Genomic DNA, 23,284 nt, shown 5'->3' with positions numbered 1-23,284 from the left:
TCAGCTGACGAACTTTTTGATTCACTCGGTTTAAGGATGCCCTATGTGCGGTCGTTTTTCACGCGCTCGTCGCGGCCTCGAATATGTTGTGCCGCTCATGCCCGACATGATTTATCCGGAAGCCGACCCTTTTCGCCCGAGCTGGAACGTAGGCCCGGGCACCAAACAAGCAGTGATCTTCCCTGACGGGCCGAAGCTTGAACACTGGGGATGGCGTCCAGCTTGGGCTGTTGCGCGAAAAATGCCCATGATGATCAACGCACGGCTCGACAAGGCAAACAGTTCAGCGCCGGAAGCGCATGTGGAAGAGCAGCCGCGTGATTGTGCCGGCTGACGGGTGGTATGAGTGGGTGCTCGAGGAGGACGCCAAGCAGCCGTATTTCATCCAGCCGTTTGATGGCAAGCCTTTGTTCTTCGCCGGGCTCTCAACCATCCCGCCCGGAGGCGAATACCACGACGGCGATGGCTTTGTAATCGTGACTGACGCCTCGGACGCAGGCATGCTCGACATTCACGATCGTCGGCCGCTAGTGCTTACGGCCGAGCGAAAGAATGGCTGGACCCAAAGACCACCTTTGAAGAGGCGAACCACCTGGCCAACACTGTCGCCACGCCAGTAGAGGCGTTTAAATGGTTTCGCGTAAGCAAAGGCGTGAACAAGGTCGGCAACGACGAGCCGGCGTTCAATGAGCCCATCGACCAAGGCTAGACCATCTCCATCGCCTCGGGGTCGTCCTCCCCGCGGCGATTGGTCGGGACATGCAGCCCTTGGAGATTGCCAAAGCGCGAGCGCTCCATCACGTAGAGCAGACGCGTCTTTTCCATCGCAACAAGCTGGCCGCGCCCTTCGGCCTGCCACACCTTGAGGATGGTCTGGAAATAGTCCTCGAGCTCGTGGATGAGGTTGCGGTTGTGCTGGATCTCAAGCAGCAGCCGCTCGACGTCCTCGTTGCCGCGGTATTGCTTCCAGAAGCGGCGCATTTCCTTTAAATCGACCGCAGCAAAGTGGGGAAGCTTCTTAGGCATGACGGCACAAAAAAACTGTATGGATGAACAGTACATAGCGGCATGCGGATGTGAATAGGCGCAGCATCTGAAATGCACGAAATGTCTAAGAGGCCGGCGCACATCCAGCAATACATACCGCTTAAGGGTTCGCTTAATAAGATATATTTTTCAGCGCTATTGCGTATAGATCAGACGGAACGGAGAATGGGCTATGTTACGAGATGTAACGAAATATCGGTAAAGTTGCCGGTATGCCCAGGCTGATCTCGAAGTGAAAGGTGAGGACATGAACTCCGGAAATGATTCTGCTGACTCCATTCGAGAAATTAACCTCTCGTACGTTCTGCTCGCGCAAATAATGCTGCGCTTGGACCGTTCGGTAGGCGAGGCTCGACTTGGCCTGTCAGGCCAGGTGGCCGATATCCTCGTTAATTTGACGATGGCACAAATCGTGAAGCTTGCAACCGCGCCGCACTTGCTGTGCGCTTTCCGGTTCGATGATCAGTCTATGCTGTCATCCTTGTCTCGGGCCGACGATCAGATGAAAGCGGTGCCTACGGAATCAATGTTGGAATTCGCCCACTAAGCCCCTGAGAATATGGGGTTCTGCGTGATTTGATTCGTGGGTGGCGGGGCACTAAGCGGGGATGGAATGGACAGTGAGTTGCCATTGTTTGGTGATGCCGAGCTAACTGCGCAGGCGACCGCTCTCGCTGAAACTGTCGTCGCAATTCGCATTGCACAGGGAAAGACCATACCCCGAGATCTGCCGGTTGATTCGCCCGATTGGGAAACAATCGCGCTCGAATTTGCTAAAGACGTCGAACGGGTCTTAACAGCTGAGGCAATCAAGACCAGTGCTGATCATAGTAGGTGATAGCCCATTGCCGAGCACAGTTCACCGCCTCGTCCGAGGTTGAAAAAATTCCTAAGTCCGGCGCGTACTTTCCCTGCTCAACCATATCGTCCGCGCCAACACGCTTAAGTCGAGCGCGTGCCCGAAAGCCCGTAGCGGTGATTTGGGGCGACGCATCAATGCTGGCCTTCTCGTACAAAAAATTCACGGTCAATCACTGAAAGTTTAGAATTTTTATGCAAACCTAAGGGTTGCATTGCTTTTGCATAGTGGCGCTCCTGCTCGGAGCACAGGCGGTGGACTTCTGCCGGCGTCGTCGCTCGCCGCAACAATCCCGCGTCAATTTGAAAGTGCTTAGCAATCGCCTGACAGGCAGTGCTGGCGGGGAAATATACCGCGAGATACCGATCTTCGTCTTCGACGTCATTCCAGACGGTGATTGCCAAATCCCACGGGTTAACAGCGTCCAATTCCGCGATCGCGCGCGGATCCATGGCGGCGGCTCCGATTTTCCCCTTGGCAATATCATGCTGCAGACTCTTCTGGAACACCTGCACAAGGCCCCATTCGGCCGTCATGACTTCGACAGTAACAACACATTGCTTCATCGCAAACCTTTCTCGTTGTGAAAGCGGCGAAGCGAATCGCCGCTGGTCCGCCCGCGCCATTGAGGCGACGCGGCCGAGTTAAATGGCGCCAACTATCGCAAAGCGCCTTCAACGGCCGCGCTCAACGCGTGACGCGCCCCTGGCAACGCGAAGAAGCCAACGGAGCCCCCGACGACGTCCTTCCTGTCGATGCTCACGGCCTGGGTCGTGCCCGAGCCTTGAACAGCGGAAGCGTTGCCGCGTTGATGAAACTCGTTCGCGTCGAAGTCGATCGGGTATTCAAAGACGCCATCGTCTGTCTCAACGACCAGATGCACGTGATCCATGCGTACGCCGATGAATTGTAGGTCAATGATCTTGTTCAGCACGATGTCAATAGCGGCGTCGATTTCCTGAGAAGACAACGCGGGGTTCGCGAAACGATCAAGATGGATGACTGCGCGGTTGGCGGTCCCGTCGTGGAAACATGCAATCCGGTAACGAGCAACAGCGGGAGTGCGATCGATCTGGGGGTAGATCAGGTCGTTAAAGCTTCCTTGATAAGTCATGATTTGCCTATGGTTATGCGTAAGACCCAAATGTCAGACGCACAACTCAAGCTACTCATGGCCAATCAAAGTCAAGGCAACGGAGCGGTCACCACCATCGCATCCTCCCGTCGTCCAGTGAACGAATGCCTTCGAAATCCGCTTCCTCAAGCTCCTAGATAGGTGCTCTGAGTTCCCCGAACGACAATTTCATTTTGGGGTTTTAATCTTCCGTGCAGTTTTCTGAGGCGAGATCTCGATCCAGGTCGGGCCGTGGTCGCTGGCGTTCGGAAGGTCGCGGACCCACGCGTCGACAGATGCGTTAGCGAGGCGCGAGGCAAGCGCCGGACTGAGCAGAAGATGATCGATTCTTAGACCGAAATCTTTCCCACGGTGCCGGCGGACATAATCCCAGTACGTATAAATTCGGTCATCCCCGTGCACGATGCGCAGCGCGTCGGCCCATCCCTGCGCCACGAGCCGCCGAAAGCATTCCCGGCTCTCAGGTTGTAGCAAAGCGTTGTCGCGCCATGAGCGCGGGTTATAAATATCTTCGTCAGTAGGGACTACGTTGTAGTCGCCGGCGAGCAAAACGGGGTGACCACTATCCATCAGATACTGCGCGTATTCGATCAGCCGTTCGAACCACGCAAGCTTGTAGTCAAACTTGGGACCTGGCTGCGGATTGCCGTTTGGTAGGTAGAGACAACCAACCAAAATTCCCGAGACAGCCGCTTCGATATAACGGCTTTGCTTGTCAGCGCGATCACCGGGCAGGCCTCGGCGACTTTCGATGGGATCCGAACCCTTGCTCAAGATCGCAACGCCATTCCAAGCGCTTTGCCCGTGCCATATCGCGCCGTAGCCGGCGTCGTTGATCGCGCTGATGGGAAACGCGGAATCGACAGCCTTCAGCTCCTGCAGGCAGACGATGTCGGGCGACGCCTCGGCCAACCATGTTAGCAACGATGGAAGGCGCGAGCGAACTCCGTTGATGTTGAACGTAGCGATCTTTAGTTTCGGCATATTCGCTGTCTCCTAAAACGGATCGTGACATTCGGGCGACTGCCAACGTTAGATCAATGCGCAGTGGGTGGCCACACCGCAACGCTTTCCCCGGACCGCCCCTCAGGCACCTGGTCCAATCCGTCAGCAAACCACGGCACTTGATGTCGGAGCTCGGAGACATAGCTTTCCCAGCCGCTTTGATTTCCGTGGAAGAGATCGTGCTGTACGAGGTTCGCGAGCAACGGTCGGTTGATCGCTTCATCAAGGAGCAGCTTCGGCCAAAGGAAGAACGCGCTCGCTACTCGTTTCGCAAACTCGTACGGCGTGATTTCCGCGTCGACCATGCGGAGGATGGTAAAACTCATCAGGGATTCCTCTTGCCCGACTGCTTCGCCAACGGTGTTGAACCGGTTTGCGCATTTCATCACGCACGCAGATGCTTCCAGTACGTCGCCCAAATGCAGCAGCAGGGCGCGTCTCTCGATTCCATCGTCCATCGTTTCTCCGTTTGTGATGCTACTTAAGGTCGATCGCTCTTCTCATGGCGACGGTCAGTCCCTGTCGGCAACGCGCGTATCCTTGCCAGGGGTCAGCGCCCAAAGCGCGCTGACGTTTGATCGCGCTGTGAATGGTCCACTGGTCGGCCGCCTTGATTTCCGGCAGTTCTTCCCACGCGATCGGCATCGAGACGCCCATGCCGGAGCGGGCGCGCGCGGAGAAGGCCGCGACCGTACTCGCACCCTTGCTGTTGCGCAGGTAGTCGATGAAGATTTTCCCAACGCGGTTCTTCGGACCCAGCACAGCAGAAAATCGGTCGGGCATCACCTTGGCCATGTGCCGGGCAATGCCTTGGGAAAAGGCTTTCACTTCATCCCACCCTTGGCGCCGCGTGAGCGGGATGACGATGTGATAGCCCTTGCCACCGCTGGTCTTGATAAAAGACTTCAATCCAACCTCATCAAGCAGCACCTTGGCCAACTGAGCGGCCTCGTTCATCATTTTCCACGAGAGGCTTGGATCAGGATCCAGATCGAGCACGAATCGGTCAGGATGTTCCAGGTCCGGTTGCACGGCATTCCAACTGTGAAGCTCGATGACATTCATTTGAGCTAAACCTATGAGTGCTTCCGGCACGTCAACAGCGAGTAATGATGGATGATTCGGGTGCAAGGCGACGGGCAGCTTGGTGATCCCCGGGATGCGCATCCGCTCCTCATGCTTTTGGAAGAATAGTTCGCCTTCGATGCCGTCTGGCGCGCGTACTAGGGAGACTGGCCTGTCTTGTAGATAGGGCAACGCCCATTCGGCGATCTCATCGTAATACCGGACCAGATCAATCTTTTTCATGCCTGTTACGGGATCGATCACACGCTCGGCGTTGGAGATTTTCTGGCCAGATAGGGTGACGTTACCGCGGCGGCCAGGCTGGACCCGCGTGGAGCCAGTTTGCGCCCCGACTGGCTCTCCGTTTTCAACATCCACTACTGGCTCTTCCGTGACGGCGGTCGCGGGTTTATCCTCGCGCATCCCATGAAACACCGGGTGCCGGACTTCGCCGTTCGGTGTCCACTCCAGAAACGATAATTCTGCAACGAGCCGGGGCTCCAGCCAAACGTGATCACGGTCTTTTTCCGGCGCCGGCGCGTTGTAACAGGCGCTCGTTTTGCGCACCAAGCCCTTCGCGTTTTTTTCGAGTGCGGCGATCTGCGAAGGGCGCAGGTTTTGCTGTGCCGTACCGGCAAATCGAAACGATCCATCCGGCTCGTACACGCCAAGCAACAATGCACGGATGCCGGTCTTCGCGCCTCGCAGGCGTGTGAATCCAGCAACGACAAACTCCTGTCTGAGCAGGCACTTGAGCTTCACCCAATCGGTTGAGCGTCCGGAGCGGTAAGGCGCGTCCGCTCGCTTTCCGATGATTCCCTCTAGTTTCATCTTGCACGCTGACGCCACAAGCGATTCGGGGTCTTGGGCAAAGTCTTCCGAGTAGCGCAACGCATCGGTGTGGACTTCGCCGAGTAACGCGGCTAAGTGTTCACGCCGTGCTCTAAGTGGCTGTTCTCTGAGGTCTGTTCCGTTGATGTACAGCAGGTCGAAAAAGAACAACACGATTTCTGCAGTGCTACGACGGTCGAATGCATTCTGGAGCGCATTGAAGTTGGGCGTGCCGGCCGCGTCGAGCACAACCGCTTCGCCGTCAAGCCACGCGTTGTCGACAGGAAGGGTCTTAAGCGCCGCGCAGAGCTTGGGCATCCGATCGGACCAATCGTGGCCATTGCGGGTAAAAAGCTGTGCGTTACCAGCTTCGACGCGCGCAAGCATTCGGTAGCCATCGAACTTGATCTCATACGACCAGTCTCCGTCTGTGGGCGGGCAATTGAGGAGCGTGGCTAACTGCGGCTCGATCAGTGAAGGTGTTACGCCTGGCGGTTCCTTTGCGGCCCGTCTGGGCGGTTTCTTGTTTGAGTTATTCCATCGCCCGGCCATGGACTAAAGCTCCGTGGATTTATCCATCCCAGCATCCAGCCACGCGACGAGATCCGGACGTGATGAAAATTCAGGGTTTTCGAACCAATGCGTCAGGTGCTCGTGAGCATCTCCAAGGAAGTAGTCGTCAAGTTCAAACCGGCCTTCGAACCCAGGAGGATCGGCGATGAGGTGAACGCCTACCGCCTCTTTGCCATCCAAAAAGATCACGGTGTGCTCGGTGATGTTGGCAGTTGTGCCGCGTGGCCGATCTTTAAGTGTTGCCGTAAATTCGTGTTTAAGGTGGGCTAGATCCATGGTCATCAGTAGGCTCCGCAAGCAACAGGACCAATTTATTTAACGATGGCGTCAGGAAAAGCCCACCTGGCTCCGGTCATTAACCTTCGATGCCCTTCAAGTCGCCATGCTTGTGAGAGTGCGTCGCACCATATTTCAGCTCAAAGTGGGCACCCTTGCCGCTACGCGTGGGCGGAAAGTGCTCGCCATCAACGCACGTTACTTCGAACGTACCCTTGCCATCCTCGTGGACGACTGAGTAAATGCCGGAAACCTTCACGATTTCGCCGGTTTTGTAGGAATTATCGCCTGCCATAGTCATTTCTCCGTTGGTTAGGTTCATCGGAATAGCAAACGCCGTTCCGTTCCCGTAAGGTTTAAACCCCATACTCGGTAAGCGTGGTTTGAAAAATGCGCAGGGCGATTAAATCTGGGACTCGAACAGGAACGGCGGCGATGGAACAAGTCTTGTACCGAGGATGGAAAATCCGCACGATCAGTGTCGTAGAGGGAAACGAGTATGTGGCAGCCGCGCTGCTCGAGCGGCCCGGAACCGCGCATGATGAGCGACGACGGTACGCTTTCTCGAGCCTTGGCCGTCATCGGTCTCCCGTTGACGCCGAGTTCCAGGCGTTGTCGTGGGCTAAGCGCTGGGTGGAGAGTAGGGAAGCGCCGGAAGTGGGTCCAGCGTAATTTTTTCTGAATCTGACAAGGCTTCTGGCGTAATGGGAGCAGTGTAATCGCCGTGAATACTCGCCCACCTAAGACGGTGTTCACCCGCATTTAGAATAATGAGCGCGCCGTATGAGAAGTTTGGTTGTCGTTGATGCCGTAGGAGTGGATAGAGCGGCGCTTGATTTGCTGCCAGTGCTACGCTGGTCGTCCAAGGGTGGCAAGGACGTTCTCCCGAAGTTGCGTGAGAGCGTCACGCAACACCGGCATCTTTGTAGCAAGTTATCGACGATACCTCGGGTGCTCTGGACATACTGGCAAGGTACGCCGCTTCCGTTGATTGCTGACGCGTGCCTGTCCAGCTGGCGCAAACATTTACCAGCCTACCGTATTCACCTCCTAAATCCCGCATGCCTTCCGGCGGGGATGCCGCCGATACCAAATAGCTTCGCCTCATGGTCACCGCACGTTCAGTCGGACTGGGTGAGGCTCGCGGTATTGGCAACGTTTGGAGGGGTGTGGATGGATGCGACTACGCTTTTGTCCAGCTCACTGGACGCCAATTTACCGGCCGACGGTAATACGACCGTTCCTACGCCACTATCGTTTGTTGAAGCCCTGTCCGCACTCGATCGACCCGATCTCATCGGTTATTTCAACCTGGAGCGTACGTACGATACGACGTATCCGATGTTGGAAAATTGGTTCCTGGCAGCACCCGCGGGCAGCGTTTTCGTGAAGCGGTGGTGGCAGATCTTCGATGCGATGCTGACGCGCGACGGCATTGCCGATTTCGACCGCTTGATATCGGGAGTTGCTGTCTCAGATCTTTTAAAAGGGTTCGCTGACACGCCCCACTACTTCGCCTGTCATGCTGCTGCCCAGTGGGTGATGCGAGAACAAGGCGGACGGCTATCACTTATACCTGCCGAGATGGATGCGTTTTGGGAAACGCATTCACGCGGTTGGGATCCGGATCGCGTTTGTAGCTGGCTGTGCGATTCTGGCATCGACGAGACACGTCCATCCGCCAGGCCGCTCACCAAACTAATCAGCTTGCTCTGGCGTCCGCTGGAAGAGCGCTTACAGCGCGGCGACGTGCACTGTGAGTCGATTCTAGGAGAACTCGGCGTCCCCAACTACGCATAGCATCTTGAACAACCGGTTCGTTCCGGGACGTCCAATTCGAATCTGCGCGGAATGGAAGAAATGGGATAGGCCGTCATTCAGATTCGGAACGAGCAGCGAGCCAGTGTCAGACAGGCACGAAAGTAGCTCTCACTACGAGAATCCACAGGGAGGCTACACATGACGCGATTCCAACGACGCAGATTAGCGGCTAGCGGTGATCTGACCCGGAACCACGAACTGTGGGTTGCCTTTGCATTTGTCGTAGCCAGCATGGTACTGCCACTTGCCGCGCTCGCTGCGGTGTTTCTAGGGCGCATAGGTTCCTAATGCGGTGGATTGATCGCCGCATATCTTTTTAGCGCACCTTCGGTAGCGCAGTCCAATCGGTTGTATAACAAGGACTTCGCCGGTCTTGATTCATGTGCCACGTCCTACGCTGCTCGACCGCACCGATTTTCATGGTGCCGCGGCCATACTTGCCGTTGATCGCATCAAGCGTGAGCATGAGCTTGGTCTGACGTGTTGCGTCCCGCCCGAAGAGCTCGCCTTGCTCGACTGACGTTGCCTGTAACTCATGGAGCAACACACCTGCCTTCGCGTAGCGGAAACCTTCGCGGTATATCTGGCGCAGTCCGAGAAGGGCAGAGTCAACGAGAGTGAGGGTGTCCGATGTCGGCGACACGAGCGGAACATTGATTGCACGGCTGTATTGGGGCTCGTCCTTTTTGAACGGACTGGTGCGAATGAACACCTGTACCTGATTGGCCTTCAGTTCCTGGCGACGTAACCGTTGCGCGGCTGTCGCAACAAATTGCGTTACCGCGTGGCTAAGCTCGTCGAGCGTATATACGACGCGCCCAAAGCTGCGTGAACACAAGACCTGTTTTTGGGGCTGGCTGGCATCTTCGAACCCGTAACAGGCGATGCCATTGAGTTCGAGCAAAGTCCGCTCGAGAACGACTGAGAATTGCTTCCGGATGAAAGAAGGGCTTACTAGTTTGAACTGCAAGACAGACTCGATGCCCATTTCTTTGAGGCGCGCACCGATCTTACGTCCCACGCCCCATACCTCGTCGACATCAACAAGCGCGAAGATGCTATCGCGCTCATCGGCGTCGAGCGTGCCGATATCACACACCCCGTTCCAGGCTCGACCGACGTTTTTCTTAGCAAGGTGGTTCGCCATTTTGGCCAGCGTTTTCGTCGGGCCGATCCCGATGCAGGTTGGGATACCCACCCATTGCAAGACCTGTGCGCGAATTTGAAGCGCATACGCCGTCAAGTCGAAGCGAAATCCGCCAAGGTCGAGAAAACATTCGTCGATCGAGTAGATCTCCTGCACCGGAGAATACTGGCCGATCACCGACATCATGCGATCGCTCAAGTCTGCGTAGAGCGCGTAGTTCGAGCTCAATCCAATCAAGCCATGGCTCCGCTCCAGTTCACGAAGCTGGAACCAAGGTTGTCCCATTGTTATTTTGAGCGCTTTGGCTTCTTGGGACCTCGCGACTGCGCACCCATCATTGTTGCTAAGCACAACGACTGGTTTTCCGATGAGCGATAGATTGAAGCATCGCTCGCAAGAGACATAGAAGTTATTGCCATCGATCAAGGCGAACGTGGTCATCGTTGCTTCCGCAGATGAAGCAACTGCCGTAGATTCCACGTGACCACGCCCCAGACCGTCATCTCTTGACCTTCGACAAACGTGATTGGTGCGTATGCCGGGTTCGCCGCGTGCAAGCGCACGATCCCAGCCCGTCTGTACAAGCGCTTCACCGTGAACTCATCGTCAATGCATGCAAGGACAATACGTCCATGTGCTGCTTCGACCGATCGATCAACGATCAGACGGTCACCATCGAAGATCCGAGCGTCGACCATCGAATCGCCTTCAACCTGAAATAGAAAAGTCGCGATGGGATTCAGGACCAGTACGTCGTTCAGGTCGATACGCTTTTGCGTGTGGTCTTGTGCGGGGCTCGGGAAGCCCGCAGGCACCTTAGCGAGCACTTCAATGAGGTATGAGCCGTCAGCATCATCGGCAATCGGGATAGGGCGGCTCATAAACGTAAATTACTGTATGGATGTACAGTATTCTATAACGACGTTTCGTTGTCGCGGTTTGGCCCTTTTAATTGCGTATCGGAGCTTTTTATGAGTGGAGCAGCGCGACGGAAATCACATCTAATGCCCAAAACGGCTGCGCTCGTTGCTAGTCTGCGCAGCGCATTTGGTGCTACGGTCGACGAGGCGGTAGCCCGAGGAAAAGCGAGAGTGCCGACCTTCTTTGCACGTGAGAACGGCCATGATGTGGGTACGCCATCGGTCGAGGAGCAAAACAAGTGGACTGCAGGTACGGATGTATTGAACCCACTTCTGCCTTGGGTGTGACGGAAGTTGCGTTGGTACCTCCATGCGGTGCAGTCAGCGAAACAGCGCCGGCTAACTCCATCACGTACTGGATGTTATGGGGCAGGCCACCATTTGTGCGTGCCTTCGGGCGATATCGACGTCCGGCGCCCCCTGAAAATTGAGAACATACGCAGCCTTGAAAACAAACAAACTCACTACGCCGGACGGTCGCTACTTCGTTGTTAAAGGGCGCCTGTGGCGATGTACGAATCCGTCCATACCGGATGAGCTCAGACAAACGTTAGTTGATGAGCTGATGCGAGCTCGCCGCGAGAAGGGAGTAGCAATGCGCCTTGGCGACCACGCCCGCCGCGTGGCCGCGCGGAAACGAATTGACCTGATCAAGAATCAACTCGGGGAGCGAGGTCCCGTCTGGTGGACGGACGGTGCGCCGGACTTGAATCAGCATTTGGCGAAAAACACGCCGTATGCCCAATGGTTTGCTGAGCTTGGCGTCCAACAGCACGAAAAGGTTTAGGCCGAGCACCGTTCAAGTCGCTGCTCTAGGAAAGGTCAAGCGTCTGGCGCAACCTCGCGGTGGTCCTATGGCTCGACAGCCCGAGCAAATTACTGACTTGCTCGTTGGTGCCCCCCGCTGCGATATGCCGGCGCCCATACGTGTTTCGAAGAAGGCGGGGACTCATGTCGGCCGCCGTCACTTTGATATTTCCCAGCGCGCTTCTAACGGACTTTCCCAAGGTGTCGTCTTTCATCGGTTTGCCCGTTGCGGTTGCCACGAACAAGTAGCGAGTCGAGCATGCAAGCAACCGCCGCGCTGAAACGTACGCGCGAAGAACATCGACGCAGAACGGCTCGAGTGGCACACGCCGAGCGATGCGCGGTCCACGTTTCTCTACATACACATCAGGTCGAAGACCTGCGACGTCCAGGTCATCGAGATCAAGTTGCCGGCATTCGGCCGATGTAATACCCGTACCCAGAAAGAGGGCGACGATCGCCACGCTTCGAAGCTGCTTGAACGGAGCATCCGCTGGCGCGACGCACACATCTTGCAGGCGTTTGTCATCGTCCTCTGACAGGAAGACTGGGGTCGGCTCGTCTTCCGGCCAAGCCTGGCCAACGAGCATTAACGAGGCAGGGTTGTCTTTGCGCACGTTCATTGCCACCAGGTGACGCGAGACGCGATCAATCAGCTTGAGGTAACGGAGTTGCGTCGTCGTATCTGGGCGCGCGTCGCGGGCAAGCGCGTTAAAGAAATTGTCGATCTCTGCCGAGCCGAAGGTGGTTACCGTCTTGCCGTGGGTCGCAAGGTGTCGGTGGAACCGCGCGAACATGGATCGATGTTGAGTAATTGACTGTTCAGCAAATGGCCGCCGGTCCGCGCCGACAGCGTCGTTTCGCTGCCATTCGTCGTACGCCGCTTGCGGATCGTTTAGCCAATCGAAGTCATTCATAAAATAGATATACTGAAATTGCGCTTTGCCCAATATATACGAAGCTGCGCTTCGCACATCCCGTCATCAAAACGAGGGCGCCCGGCAATTCTGAACTTCATCATCTAGCGCAGACAATCGCCCGAGCCGCCTACTACCAAGCGCACCGAACTCGCCAACATTAGATTGACGCTTTAGCAAAAGTCTTCGACAACGCGTCTGCCCGCGCTTATAGGTAGGGAAGAGGTCAAATCGGACGTTCCAGTGATCTGCTCGACAAGCGATCGAGCTTCGGACCGATGCGCGTCTTACCTTAGCAAACCGATCTGGACCCCCATTTTTGACCATAACTTTGATGAAGTGGTTGCCTTCGAATGTTCTGCATGATGCGTAACTATCTGACGGCATAACAGCAGTGCAATATTGTTTCTCGCACTAGCGCCCGCTAGCAATCCGATTTGAGACACGGGGAAATCGTCGGCTTTAATGCTCAGTAGGGTGGCGTACATCGACAAGACTTAGAGATTCCTGAATTACAAAGGCTGCATACATCTTGCCGACAACAGGCAACCGCAAGTCGAACACCAACTATCTGTAGACAGTTTGCGAACGGTGCAACACCCGCTAAACTGGGACGTCGGCGAAACCACGCATAACGATTTGTAATGACGCGCGGAGGTAGGCGCGTTGCATTCATTTTGCAGCAGTACCGTTGCCGGTCAATCGGATGCGCACAGAAATCGACAATGTCATCCTTGCGCAGCCAGTACTCGCTGGAACTGCGAGTTGACCGATCATTAGCAACGTCCCGGACAAAGAAGCGTCTTGCAGGTGGTTTTGTTTTCAATTGACGAGGTTATGGGATGCCTGTTCGGTTGCCAAAGAACGTCGTAAGCCCACACGCAACAAAAGGTGACATCTGGAATGGAGAAAGTATTAATGTCATGCAAATTCGGCATTGGCGCCATTGATCAGCCGCCACTTGATCGGTCGAAGTTTACGCACACACATATTTTCCCTGAAATCTACAAAGCCCGTCTTCGCATAAATCGCGTCAGTCCTTTTCCAATTGCCTCAACCTCTTTCTACTCAATCGAAAATTTTCCGGCAGAATTCGATAACGTCTTGTACCAACAGAATCGGGTCGATTTGCCTCCGCGTGTATCTTTGTCGGTCATAAAACGGCGCAAAGAATATTTTTTTGGACGGTTATGCGCCAGAGAAGCCGTGCGCTTTTTTTTACCTGATTTCACGGATCAGATTAGGACGGGATCTGGTGGTGTGCCCCAATTTCCCGGAGGTCTCGCGGGTTCAATCACGCACGATGCGGATGGCGCAGCAGCTATATGTCAGCCTGCCGAATTTGGCAGTTTGGGTCTGGACATGGAGCCAGCTATGTCGGCAGCGTTAGCGGAGGAACTATGGATGACCGTTGCAACGCGTGAAGAGCTTGCACTCCTCTGCTGGCGCGATGCGATAAAGTCCTTGCGTCTGACGCTTATCTTTTCAGCCAAAGAGGCATTGTTCAAGGCCATTTATCCAGAGATACTTTGCATTCCCGAGTTTTTGACATCGGCGGTCATTAATGTGAACTGGACAGCGGGATATATGACCCTCCGGCTTGAAAAGAATCTGGGAGGGGGGTGGGATCGTGGGCGCATCATCCTAGCTTACTTTGTTGTCGACGAAGGCAGGGTGTTGACCCTTGTATCCACAAAGGACGGCGCGACTTGATGCTTGCCATGGCGCATGCAAAGTATCATCGCGAGTGCGCGCCCGTGCAAGCGGATGACAAGGGTTTGGCTACGCGCAGATCTTCGTTAGTCTGGAAGCGTGGCTTGCTGGGTTCGAACGAGATTAAGACTAAGGTGACTCTGCAGCGCGCTAAATGGCGCAATAGCCTTTAACCTCATCTCCTCGAATTCATCATCGGGATCCGACAGAAACGTTATTGCACCGCCCACACCGATTTCAACGAGATTGTCGGTCACGACCATCGTGCGGATTACGATATTCAGATCGACCGACGAATTGAGCGACAGGTAGCCGATGGCACCCGAATAGATGCCGCGCGGCGCGTCTTCCAGATCCGTCAAAATTTCGAGCGTACGGCGCTTGGGTGCCCCCGTCATGGAGCCGCCCGGAAAACAATGAGCAACGCAGCGAAGTGCGCTGTCGCGCAATTTTCCGCGGATCGTCGAGACTAACTGGTGCACCGTCGCATACGATTCGGTGACCATCAACTCAGGTACTGTAACGGACCCAGGCTCGCACGAGCGACTCAGATCGTTGCGCAAGAGGTCGACGATCATAAGGTTTTCACTGAAATATCGCGTGTCGTTGGCGAGACTGCTGCGATTGTATTCGTCCTTGGTCGGGTCCGCATCGCGGGGCGTTGTGCCCTTGATGGGTCGCGCCTCGACCATGCCATTGCGGTCAATCTTCAGGAATCGTTCAGGCGAACTGCACAGAACGCTCGAGTCGGAACCGCGCAAGAAGCAGGAGTATGGTGCGGGATTGGTCTCGCGCAACACCAGATAGAGCTCAAATGGATCGAGCAGATCTTTCTGCTCAATCGGGACGCGGACGCGGCTGGTTAAACAGATCTCATACGATTCACCGGCAGCGATTTCGTCCTGGCACCGCGCAATCTTGTCAAGGTATCCGGCGCGGCTGTCGAGCAGGTAAGGGTCGAGTGCTTCAGGCTTTAACAATGTGGCACGGGACGGTGGCGCGATGGAACGCATGCCGCGTAGCTTCGCTTCTACCGTATCAAACCATGATTTTTCTTCATCACCTGGTGTTTTCAACATGACCAAGTAGACATGCTGATCCACATGATCAATAGCGACGAATCGGTCGGAAAACAGAAATTCGGCGTCGGCGAAAGGGGAGCGTTTGCCATGAATGCCCTCCGTCAACGCCATCAGTTCGTAGCCAAAAAAGCCGACATAACCACCCCGAAAATCGAACGGAAGCTCGGGCTCGTCGACCAGCGTACATGAACGTAACGCCACGTCGAGGTAATCAAAAATATCGTCAGCGTAGGTCGGCACAGGCATGACGCGGCCGTGGAATTTCGGCGGTGCGCCCACGCACTGGTTGACCACGAACGAATGGGGGCCGCTGTCGTCGCCCATGAACGAATAGCGCCCCTTGAACGGATCGACGCGTTTCGAATCGAGCCAATAACTGCGGTTCGAATTCGCAAACAACGCGCGGAAAATATCAGAGGCGTCTGCGGCTATCGCTATGCGTCGAGCGAGACAACGGAATTCCATCTTTGGGCTAGCTCCAGAAAATTGCTGATGATCGTTTCACCAAACGTGGAACAAATGGATTCCGGATGAAACTGAACCCCCGCCAATGGCCGCGATACGTGCTGGATTCCCATGATCAGACCGTCGTCGGTCCATGCGGTCCGGCGAAGTTCGAGGGGTAGCGGGCTGTCCACGATCAACGAATGATAGCGAACGACAGCGGCGCGTTGGGGAACGCCGGCGAAAAGGCCGTCGTTGTCGTGGCTTACGTGGTCGACGATACCGTGGGCGGGCATCGGTGCGCGCGAGATCGAGCCGCCAAACGAGAGAGCGAGTCCCTGATGTCCGAGACAAATGCCGAGGACGGGTACGCGTGTCCGTTTGATGACGTCGGCGCAGATACCGAAATCGCGTGCATGTGCCGGGTGTCCAGGTCCTGGCGAGAGCACGAATGCATCAATAGGCTGTTCGTCGAGTGCATCGAACGTTGTTGCGTCGTTGCATACAACCTGCGGCGTTTTTCCGCCAACCCGGAACAGGAGGTCGTGCAGGTTGTACGTGAAGGAATCGTAGTTGTCGATCAACACGATGTTCATGGGATTCGTGTCAGGTATCAAGTCGAGGGGCGGGGCCCAACTTCGATGAGCCCGTTGTGATGCATTCGCGTGCTGTCAAATTCGTTGGCTATAGGTAACCAGGTGAATGCTAGATGAACACGCAGCGGATTGTCTAATAGTTTCGGTTTTCAAGTCGCGAGTATTGAATCCGACATCAAGTTTTTTGCGCGAAACGGCCGACACTTTTTCCGTCCACTTAAGCATTGCAATGAGCCATTTTTCGTCCAGAATTGCGCTGCGATAGGGTCGCGCTCCCGGTGTGATCGCTCGTCAGAAGGTCGTCCCGCTGGCACGGTGTTTGCAATTTCATCAACCCATTCCTGGTCCATGGTCGAACCGGGCGCACTCGCTTTCGATAGCGACGCACTCTCAAGCATCGTTGTGAAAAGATCGGAACACTACCGGAATCATGTTTTTGGCTACACATTCCATACTTCGCGACAAAGATAGCGCTATAACGACCACGCAAACCCGGGTGCCGCTTCCGGGCGGCATGACACTCGGAGTGACGGAGTGGCATGAGCAGGAGCCTGTGCGTCGAAGCCGGCCGCCCATCGTCTTTCTTCATGGAATGGGCGACGCAGCGAGCGTTTGGCTTGGCATCGCACCGTTTCTTTGCGATCGTTTCCGGGTTCTCGGAATCGATCTGCGCGGCCACGGTGAATCCGACTGGTCAGTCAGGCAGGACTACCGTATCGCTAGCTATGTTGCGGACGTCGAGGCTTTGCTCGATGTGCTCGGACTGGACCGCGTTTCACTGGTAGGACACTCGCTCGGTGGCGCGGTTTCGATTCGTTATGCAACGAAGCATCCGGAGCAGATCCACAGCATGATCATCGTCGACCACGGGCCGGACACGGCCGCGTCGAGTGCCGATCATATCTGCAAAGCGATCCGCGACGCGTGCCGAATTTATGGTGACGTGGACGATTACGCGACCGTATTGCGGGAACGTCATCCGCTTGGCGAAGCGGACCTGCTCAAACGGATAGCGGCAACCATGATGCGTCGAGCCGCGAATGGCGGGTTCGAGTTGAAGCATGATCCCGCCGTGATCGCGGATTCCGGGCCATCTGCGACGTCGGACGAGCGCCTCGATGACAACGCCTGGACGTGGCAATCACTTGCCGCGTTACGCACGCGAACCGCGATCATCCGTGGCGTCGCGTCGTCAGTGTTATCTGCGGCGGTAGCGAAGCGCATGCTGGAACTGACGGGTGGCGACGTCACGCTTGAGACGATTCCAATGGCAGGTCATTCGATCCATCTCGACAACGCCGTGAAGCTACGCGAGGCAATCCTTCGCTTTTTCGCATGACGACCCGCAGGTGTAGAGTTGCAGAAGCGACCATGCGCTTTTCCCGCGTGCGACGGCCGGCCGGCGTCTGGCTGGGCGCGATGATCGTCGCCGCGCTGTCGGGCTGCATGCTCGGCCCGGATTATCGTCCACCCGATATCGGCACGATGAACCTGCCGTCCGAATGGACGTCGACGGGAACGACGGGCGACCAAGGCGATCAGCTCGTCGGCTGGTGGAAGCAGTTCGATGACGGCGATATGGTCGATCTGATTGAAGCGGCGGAGCGGTCGAGTCCCACGCTGGCGATCGCGCTCGCGCGGGTCAAAGGCGCAGGCGCGGCGGTCGAGCAAAAGAATAGCGGTCTCTTTCCGGCGCTGAACGGACAGCTTGCGGGAAGCCGGTCGAATTTCGATGAATTTGTCGATGAGAGCCCCAGCATTTCCGACGTGGGGCAGGAAACCCGCGGGGAAGCCAATCGCACGTCTTATGGACTGAACGCATCGTGGGAACTCGATCTGTTCGGTGCCATTCGGCGCGGCGTGCAGGCAGGCGATGCGCAGCTTGCGTCGCAACAGGCGCTATTCGAAGAAGCCCGCATCGTACTCGCCGCGGACGTTGCGAAAGCCTATGTCGACTACCGGGAATGCGAGAGCATGACCGTCTATCTGTCGCAAGGCCTTCAGACAAGCAAAAACATAGGGCATCTGGTTGCATTGAAAGCGAAATCGGGTTTTGCCGCGCCGCTCGATGCGCAATTTGCGGCGGGCAACGTCGCGAGCAGTCGAGAGCAGCTTGTCACGAAGCACGCCCAATGCTCGACCGTGTTCGACCAGATCGTCTATCTGACGGGTTTCGATCGCAAGCGCCTGCAGACGCTGCTCACGGCGGGAGCGGGCCGGGTACCCACGATCGACCCGACGCGTGCGCCTGTCACCGTAACGGCGGCTCTCGTCGCGCAGCGTCCTGACGTGCGCGCGGCGGAGCGGACGCTCGCGGCTACGAGCGCGAAAATCGGGGTCGCGATTGCGCAGCGCTTCCCCAGCGTGAGCGCCACTGGCTCGCTGTCCCAAACCGACTACTACGCGCTCGGGCAGGTATTGAGTCTTTCACCTTGGACCCTGGGTGGCTCGCTCGTGCTTCCTCTCTTCGACGCAGGCGCGGGCGCGGCACGTGTGTCGGCAGCGCGGGCACAGTATGAGGAGGCGCTGGCAACCTACACGCAACAGGTGCGGCTGGCAACGCGTGAAATTGAAAATGCGCTCGCGTTGACGCAGGCTTCTGCCCAGCGGGTTGCCGCGGCGCAGCTGGCGGTGGCGAATTACACGGGATATTTCCGCGCAAGCGAAATGAGCCACGACGCGGGCGCACTGAGCCTGATCGATCTCGAGAGTGCAAGACAGAGACTCGTCGGCAGCCAGCAGGATGCCATCGCTGCCGAATCAGGCAGCGCGCATGCCTGGATATCTCTTTATGCGGCGTTGGGGGGCGGCTGGCCCGCACCGACTTCGATGCAAGCACAGACGGTTGGAGGCGGTATCCGTTGAAATTCATCATGCGAGGCTCGTGCGTGTGTCGCGCACGTATAGGAAGAGGCTTTTTCGTCCTGCTTTCGCTGGGGCTGTTGAGCGCCTGCGGACGGCATGCGTCACCAGATGCAACCGATGCGGGCCCGGCCGTCGCGGTGACGGTTGCTCACCCTCTGGTGGAAGAGTGGCCGGTTGAGATTGCGGTGCAGGGCGAGGTTCGGGCGAGCCGGGAAGTCGCGGTCTCGGCCCTGTCGCACGATGCGCCGCTGTTGTCCGTCGAAGCCGATGTAGGCGACACGGTACGGGAAGGACAGGTGCTGATGCGGCTCGACAAACGCTTCGTTGCAAACGAGATCGAACAACGTCGCGCAATGCTGGCCGAAGCGGGCGCGAACCTGGATGCGAGCCGCCTCACGCTGGCGCGATCGCGGGAACTGGCCACCACGGGTGCGATCAGTGAACAGGACATCCTGCGCTACCACACCGAGCTGGTGGTCAGTGAAGCGCGGCTCGCGGTCGCGAAGCTGCAACTCGCATCGAGTCAGATGCAGGGTGGCGATGCCGTCATTCGTGCGCCGATCAATGGTGTCGTGAGCAAGCGCTCGGCGATGCCCGGCCACGTTCCGGCCTCGGGTGAGGAACTGTTCAGGATCGTGAGCCGCACGGACTGCGAGGTCGTCGCCAACGTCGATACCGAACTGCTGTCGCGTCTGCCGCAAGGGGCGAGTGTGACTATCTACACGGCAGGTCTGGGGGAGGTCGCGGCGCGCGTGCGCGCGGTTGCGCCGAGCGCATCGCCGAACCGCTTCAGTGCGCAGCTGTATCTCCAGACGCGTCACGAATGCCGTTGGCTTCCCGGTACGTATGTCTCCGCACAGGTGCGGCTCGGCATGTCGCCGGCCTTGTCCATCGATCGATCCGCCGTCTTCGCGCGGGACGGTTTCCAGTATGTGATGGTAGTCGACGGCCATGACCGTGTTCATCGCGTGAAGGTCACGACGGGACGCCTGCGGCGAGATAACATCGAAATCCTCTCCGGTCTCGGCGTTGTGGATCGCGCCGTCCTCGCGCAGGCCGCGACGTTGCGCGACGAAGCGCTTGTCCGGCCTGCGTCCAGCGACGCAACCGCCAGCAAACAGACGGTCGCCCGGCCGGCCTCTGCGGTCAGCGCGCAATGATCAATCTGTCGACTGCGCCGTTGCGGCGGCCTCTGATTCCGCTGATCCTCTTCACGATCCTCGCGATCCTCGGGCTACGCGCGTTCACACAGTTGAAGGTCGCGGACATGCCGCCCGTCGATCAGCCGGACGTGGTTATCGTGCTGTCGTTGCCGGGAGCGACACCTTCGCAGATCGAAGGCGGTGCGGTGACGAAGATCGAAGACGGCCTTGCTTCGCTCGAATCCTGCGAACACGTTTATTCTCGCGTGCGTGCCGGTTCCGCTGAAATCCATGCGAGTTTTGCATTGAGCCGTCCGGCGCGCGAAGCGTTGACGGACGTGCGCGACCTGATGAACCGCCTGCGCGCGACGCTGCCACCGGGCGCGTCCGAGCCGGTTGTCCGGCTCGATACCACAGCGCGGCTGCTGCTGACCTACGTCGTCGAACCTTCCGCATCGCTAGATTCTGTCGATGCGACGTCGCTGGCCGACACCGCAGTGAGTCGCGCGCTGGCCGCGATACCCGGCGTCGACCGGGTAACGCGGCAAGGCAGCGCCGAGCGCGAAGTGCAGGTCGCGCTCGATCCCTCGCGCCTCGCGGCGCTTCATCTGCCCCCCGACGATGTTGCGAGGCAATTGCGCGCCGCGCTTCCGGGTGCGTCGGCGGGCCTCGCGGAGATCGGCGGCCAGTTCGAGGCGATCGGTGTGCAAGGTGCCTCTGGCGGAGCTGTTGCGCTGGCGCGAACCGGTATTCGTAGTTCGACGGGGCTCGTCAGGCTCGGCGACATTGCGACGGTCGACGACACCACGTCGCGAGACAGCCATCCGGCGTATTTCAACGGTAAGCCTGTCGTCGCGCTCAACGTGTACTCGTCGGCGAGTGCCGACGAGGTCACGCTCGCCGCGAAAGTGCGCTCGACCGTCGATGAACTCAACCGCACCGGGCTGACCGTTCATGTTCGGGAGGTGAGCAATCAGGTCGAAGAAATCGCCGCGACCTATCGACATTCAATGAATGTTCTCTATACCGGCTGTCTGCTCGCCGTGGTGGTTGTCGGACTGTTCCTGCGCGATCTGCGGGCTACGTTGATCGCGGCCCTCGCGCTTCCGCTCTCGGCGTTGCCGACGTTCATCGTGATGCAGTGGTCGGGATATTCGCTCAATACCGTGACGTTGCTGGCGCTGACACTTGTGATCGGCGTGCTGATCGACGACGCCATCGTCGAGGTCGAAAACATCTCGCGACATCTGCGGCGGGACGTCGGCCGTTATCAGGCGATCGCCGATGCGGTCAGTGAAATCGCCCTGACTGTGCTGGCAACTTCACTCGCTGTCGTGGCGATTTTTTTACCCACCGCCTTCCTGGGCGGCGTGACGGGTCGCTATTTCTGGCAATTCGGCTGGACAGCGTCAGTTGCCGTCCTGTCGTCGCTGCTCGTTGCACGGTTGCTGGTTCCAGTGCTGGCGCTGGGTCTGCTCAAAAAGCCCGACTTGCCTCACCGTGTCCAACGTTTGCCGAGGCGGTATCTGCGCGCGGTCTCATGGTGCATGCGGCATGGCGTGTGGATCGGCGTTGTCTGTCTCGGATTGCTCAGCGTGACGACAGGACTGTTTCTCTCGTTGCCGCGTTCCTTCTTGCCGCCGCAAGACAGTGGCAGCATCGTTGCAAGCGCCTCGTTCGCGAACGGCCGGCCGGTGACCGATATGACGGCTGTGATGTTGAAGGGCGCCGGCGTGGCGGCCGGCATCCCGGAGATTGCATCGACATTCCTGACAGTTGGAACACCGACCTCGCCATATGGAGCAATCACGTTCGCCCTGGTTCCGACGGGTGAGCGGCCTCGGAGCCAGACGCAGGTCGCAGCGACGATTCGCGCGAGGCTCGCCGGTGTTTCGGGTGCGCGCTTCGTGGTGGACGGCGAAGGTGGCGAGAACTATCGCCTCGTGCTGACGGGCAACGATCCCGCATTGCTGGAAGCGACCGCAAAGCAGGTGGTGAGCGAGGCGGAGCGTGCGGGCCTGTACGGCATCGCATCGTCGGAATCGTCGCAGCTCACGGAGTGGGTGGCGAAGCCCGACCTGCTACGCAGCTCGGTACTCGGGGTCAGTGCGGATTCGATCAACCAGGCGCTGCGAATCGTGACGGGCGATATGCCTGAGGACCAGTTGCCATATTTGCAACTGCCGTTGCGTCAGCTACGTGTCCGGACGACCGTCGCGTTACCGCGGGAGTACGCCCTGTCGGCCCTGGAACAACTGCCGGTGACCTCGGCGAGCGGCAGCGTGCCGCTCGGGCTGGTTGCGTCACTCAGCCGTCAGGGCGAGCCGGCATCGATCAACCGCTACGACCGCCAGCGCAACATCACCCTATATATCCCGCTCGAAACGCGGACGCTGGGGCAGGTCGCGGGCATTCTCGACACGCTTGCGGCTATTCGGACGTTACCGGCGGGGATCCGGCAGCAGCCTTCGGGCGATGCGGAATTCATGGGGCAGCTGTTCGGGAGCTTCTTTGGCGCGATGATCGTCGGCGTTGCATTCATCTATCTGATGCTCGTCGTGCTGTTCAACGACCTGTTCCAGCCGTTCACCATACTGGTAGCTCTACCGCTATCGCTCGGCGGATCGCTCGGCGGGCTCTATCTGGTGGGCTATCCTCTTTCGCTGCCTGCGGTGATCGGCCTGATGACACTGCTGGGCCTTGTCGCGAAAAACTCGATTCTGTTGGTCGAATACGCGGTGGCCGCCGTTCGCCGTCGTCACATCTCGCATGCGCGTGCGATTCTGCTGGCATGCCGATATCGGGTGCGGCCGGTGATCATGACATCGTGCGCAATGCTGGGGGGTATGCTGCCGCTCGCGCTCAATCTGGATGCCGACAGCTTACGTGCACAGTTGGGACTGACGGTCGCTTGCGGGTTGTTGACCTCGACCGTGTTGAGCCTGCTGCTCGTTCCGCTCGTCTATCTGATGCTGGCGCAAGTCGCGACGCGTGCACGCGCGCGTATCGCGAAGCCGGAGGAAGCCGAGGCGTAGCGTT

Annotated in this window: 24 protein-coding genes; 10 read left to right on the top strand and 14 right to left on the bottom strand. The window is 57.6% G+C overall.

Annotation, left to right across the window (positions count from 1 at the left end):
• Positions 1-43 precede the first annotated feature (43 nt).
• Both HB633_RS31085 and HB633_RS31080 read left to right on the top strand, forming a co-directional pair.
• A complete protein-coding gene (locus HB633_RS31085) occupies positions 44-334 on the top strand; it encodes an SOS response-associated peptidase family protein (protein WP_255581286.1) in 291 nt (96 codons plus the stop codon).
• The gene (locus tag HB633_RS31080; protein WP_255581285.1) at positions 300-620 is read left to right on the top strand and encodes an SOS response-associated peptidase family protein; all 321 of its coding nucleotides are present in this window, start codon (positions 300-302) and stop codon (positions 618-620) included. Before HB633_RS31085 ends, HB633_RS31080 begins: the two co-directional genes overlap by 35 nt.
• Positions 621-705: 85 nt before the next feature.
• Here HB633_RS31080 and HB633_RS29955 read toward each other — a convergent pair whose 3' ends face one another.
• On the bottom strand, positions 706-1,026 hold the full coding sequence (locus HB633_RS29955) for a hypothetical protein (protein WP_213781752.1): 321 nt from the start codon (positions 1,024-1,026) through the stop codon (positions 706-708).
• A gap of 268 nt (positions 1,027-1,294) precedes the next feature.
• Between HB633_RS29955 and flhD the strand changes: the two genes are divergently transcribed.
• The gene (gene flhD, locus HB633_RS29950) at positions 1,295-1,594 is read left to right on the top strand and encodes a flagellar transcriptional regulator FlhD (RefSeq protein WP_213781751.1); all 300 of its coding nucleotides are present in this window, start codon (positions 1,295-1,297) and stop codon (positions 1,592-1,594) included.
• A 66-nt stretch (positions 1,595-1,660) separates the two neighbouring features.
• Positions 1,661-1,885, top strand: coding sequence for a hypothetical protein (locus tag HB633_RS29945; RefSeq protein WP_213781750.1), 225 nt, complete (start codon positions 1,661-1,663; stop codon positions 1,883-1,885).
• Positions 1,886-2,040: 155 nt separating this feature from the next.
• Here HB633_RS29945 and HB633_RS29940 read toward each other — a convergent pair whose 3' ends face one another.
• The 7 genes from HB633_RS29940 to HB633_RS29910 form a co-directional block, all read right to left on the bottom strand.
• Entirely contained in the window at positions 2,041-2,472 is a 432-nt protein-coding gene (locus HB633_RS29940; RefSeq protein WP_213781749.1) for a hypothetical protein, read from the bottom strand.
• A 92-nt stretch (positions 2,473-2,564) separates the two neighbouring features.
• Positions 2,565-3,020 (bottom strand): hypothetical protein, encoded by a 456-nt coding sequence (locus HB633_RS29935; RefSeq protein WP_213781748.1) that lies wholly within the window; start codon positions 3,018-3,020, stop codon positions 2,565-2,567.
• Between the two features lie 189 nt (positions 3,021-3,209).
• Positions 3,210-4,025, bottom strand: a complete 816-nt coding sequence (xth, locus tag HB633_RS29930) for an exodeoxyribonuclease III (protein WP_213781747.1) — start codon at positions 4,023-4,025, stop codon at positions 3,210-3,212.
• A 53-nt stretch (positions 4,026-4,078) separates the two neighbouring features.
• Positions 4,079-4,504, bottom strand: coding sequence for a hypothetical protein (locus HB633_RS29925; protein WP_213781746.1), 426 nt, complete (start codon positions 4,502-4,504; stop codon positions 4,079-4,081).
• A 19-nt stretch (positions 4,505-4,523) separates the two neighbouring features.
• Positions 4,524-6,494: a DNA ligase D gene (gene ligD / locus HB633_RS29920; protein ID WP_213781745.1), complete on the bottom strand. Its 1,971-nt coding sequence runs from the start codon at positions 6,492-6,494 to the stop codon at positions 4,524-4,526.
• Between the two features lie 3 nt (positions 6,495-6,497).
• Positions 6,498-6,797, bottom strand: a complete 300-nt coding sequence (locus HB633_RS29915; protein ID WP_213781744.1) for a hypothetical protein — start codon at positions 6,795-6,797, stop codon at positions 6,498-6,500.
• Positions 6,798-6,870: 73 nt separating this feature from the next.
• Complete coding sequence (locus tag HB633_RS29910; RefSeq protein WP_213781743.1) at positions 6,871-7,086, bottom strand: hypothetical protein; 216 nt, start codon at positions 7,084-7,086, stop codon at positions 6,871-6,873.
• Between the two features lie 488 nt (positions 7,087-7,574).
• On the opposite strand from HB633_RS29910, the gene HB633_RS29905 reads away from it, so the two are divergent.
• Entirely contained in the window at positions 7,575-8,591 is a 1,017-nt protein-coding gene (locus HB633_RS29905) for a capsular polysaccharide synthesis protein (RefSeq protein ID WP_213781742.1), read from the top strand.
• A gap of 337 nt (positions 8,592-8,928) precedes the next feature.
• Here HB633_RS29905 and HB633_RS29900 read toward each other — a convergent pair whose 3' ends face one another.
• The 4 genes from HB633_RS29900 to HB633_RS29885 form a co-directional block, all read right to left on the bottom strand.
• Positions 8,929-10,200: a Y-family DNA polymerase gene (locus HB633_RS29900; RefSeq protein WP_213781741.1), complete on the bottom strand. Its 1,272-nt coding sequence runs from the start codon at positions 10,198-10,200 to the stop codon at positions 8,929-8,931.
• Positions 10,197-10,640 carry a translesion error-prone DNA polymerase V autoproteolytic subunit gene (gene umuD, locus HB633_RS29895; protein WP_213781740.1) on the bottom strand — a complete coding sequence of 148 codons (444 nt, stop codon included), beginning with the start codon at positions 10,638-10,640 and terminating at the stop codon, positions 10,197-10,199. The genes HB633_RS29900 and umuD overlap by 4 nt, the downstream gene beginning before the upstream one ends.
• A gap of 589 nt (positions 10,641-11,229) precedes the next feature.
• Positions 11,230-11,397: a hypothetical protein gene (locus HB633_RS29890; protein WP_213781739.1), complete on the bottom strand. Its 168-nt coding sequence runs from the start codon at positions 11,395-11,397 to the stop codon at positions 11,230-11,232.
• A gap of 94 nt (positions 11,398-11,491) precedes the next feature.
• A complete protein-coding gene (locus HB633_RS29885; protein ID WP_213781738.1) occupies positions 11,492-12,403 on the bottom strand; it encodes a site-specific integrase in 912 nt (303 codons plus the stop codon).
• 903 nt (positions 12,404-13,306) lie between these two features.
• Between HB633_RS29885 and HB633_RS29880 the strand changes: the two genes are divergently transcribed.
• On the top strand, positions 13,307-14,116 hold the full coding sequence (locus HB633_RS29880; protein WP_213781737.1) for a 4'-phosphopantetheinyl transferase superfamily protein: 810 nt from the start codon (positions 13,307-13,309) through the stop codon (positions 14,114-14,116).
• Positions 14,117-14,202: 86 nt separating this feature from the next.
• Here the strand turns inward: HB633_RS29880 and HB633_RS29875 are convergent, their stop codons facing one another.
• On the bottom strand, positions 14,203-15,663 hold the full coding sequence (locus HB633_RS29875) for an anthranilate synthase component I family protein (protein ID WP_213781736.1): 1,461 nt from the start codon (positions 15,661-15,663) through the stop codon (positions 14,203-14,205).
• Complete coding sequence (locus tag HB633_RS29870) at positions 15,633-16,238, bottom strand: aminodeoxychorismate/anthranilate synthase component II (protein ID WP_213781735.1); 606 nt, start codon at positions 16,236-16,238, stop codon at positions 15,633-15,635. The genes HB633_RS29875 and HB633_RS29870 overlap by 31 nt, the downstream gene beginning before the upstream one ends.
• A 514-nt stretch (positions 16,239-16,752) precedes the next feature.
• On the opposite strand from HB633_RS29870, the gene HB633_RS29865 reads away from it, so the two are divergent.
• Genes HB633_RS29865 through HB633_RS29850 form a run of 4 tightly spaced genes read left to right on the top strand, consistent with a single transcriptional unit; the run spans position 16,753 to position 23,280 of the window.
• Positions 16,753-17,577, top strand: coding sequence for an alpha/beta hydrolase (locus tag HB633_RS29865; protein WP_213781734.1), 825 nt, complete (start codon positions 16,753-16,755; stop codon positions 17,575-17,577).
• A gap of 32 nt (positions 17,578-17,609) precedes the next feature.
• Positions 17,610-19,103 (top strand): efflux transporter outer membrane subunit, encoded by a 1,494-nt coding sequence (locus tag HB633_RS29860; RefSeq protein ID WP_213781733.1) that lies wholly within the window; start codon positions 17,610-17,612, stop codon positions 19,101-19,103.
• Positions 19,100-20,263 carry an efflux RND transporter periplasmic adaptor subunit gene (locus HB633_RS29855; RefSeq protein ID WP_213781732.1) on the top strand — a complete coding sequence of 388 codons (1,164 nt, stop codon included), beginning with the start codon at positions 19,100-19,102 and terminating at the stop codon, positions 20,261-20,263. Before HB633_RS29860 ends, HB633_RS29855 begins: the two co-directional genes overlap by 4 nt.
• Entirely contained in the window at positions 20,260-23,280 is a 3,021-nt protein-coding gene (locus HB633_RS29850; protein ID WP_213781731.1) for an efflux RND transporter permease subunit, read from the top strand. The genes HB633_RS29855 and HB633_RS29850 overlap by 4 nt, the downstream gene beginning before the upstream one ends.
• Positions 23,281-23,284: the final 4 nt, after the last annotated feature.

It is taken from the genome of Caballeronia sp. dw_276 (assembly GCF_018449635.1).
Classification (GTDB): domain Bacteria; phylum Pseudomonadota; class Gammaproteobacteria; order Burkholderiales; family Burkholderiaceae; genus Caballeronia.
The sequence above is the reverse complement of the archived record's forward strand: the minus strand, read 5'-3'. Positions and strand labels throughout refer to the sequence as shown.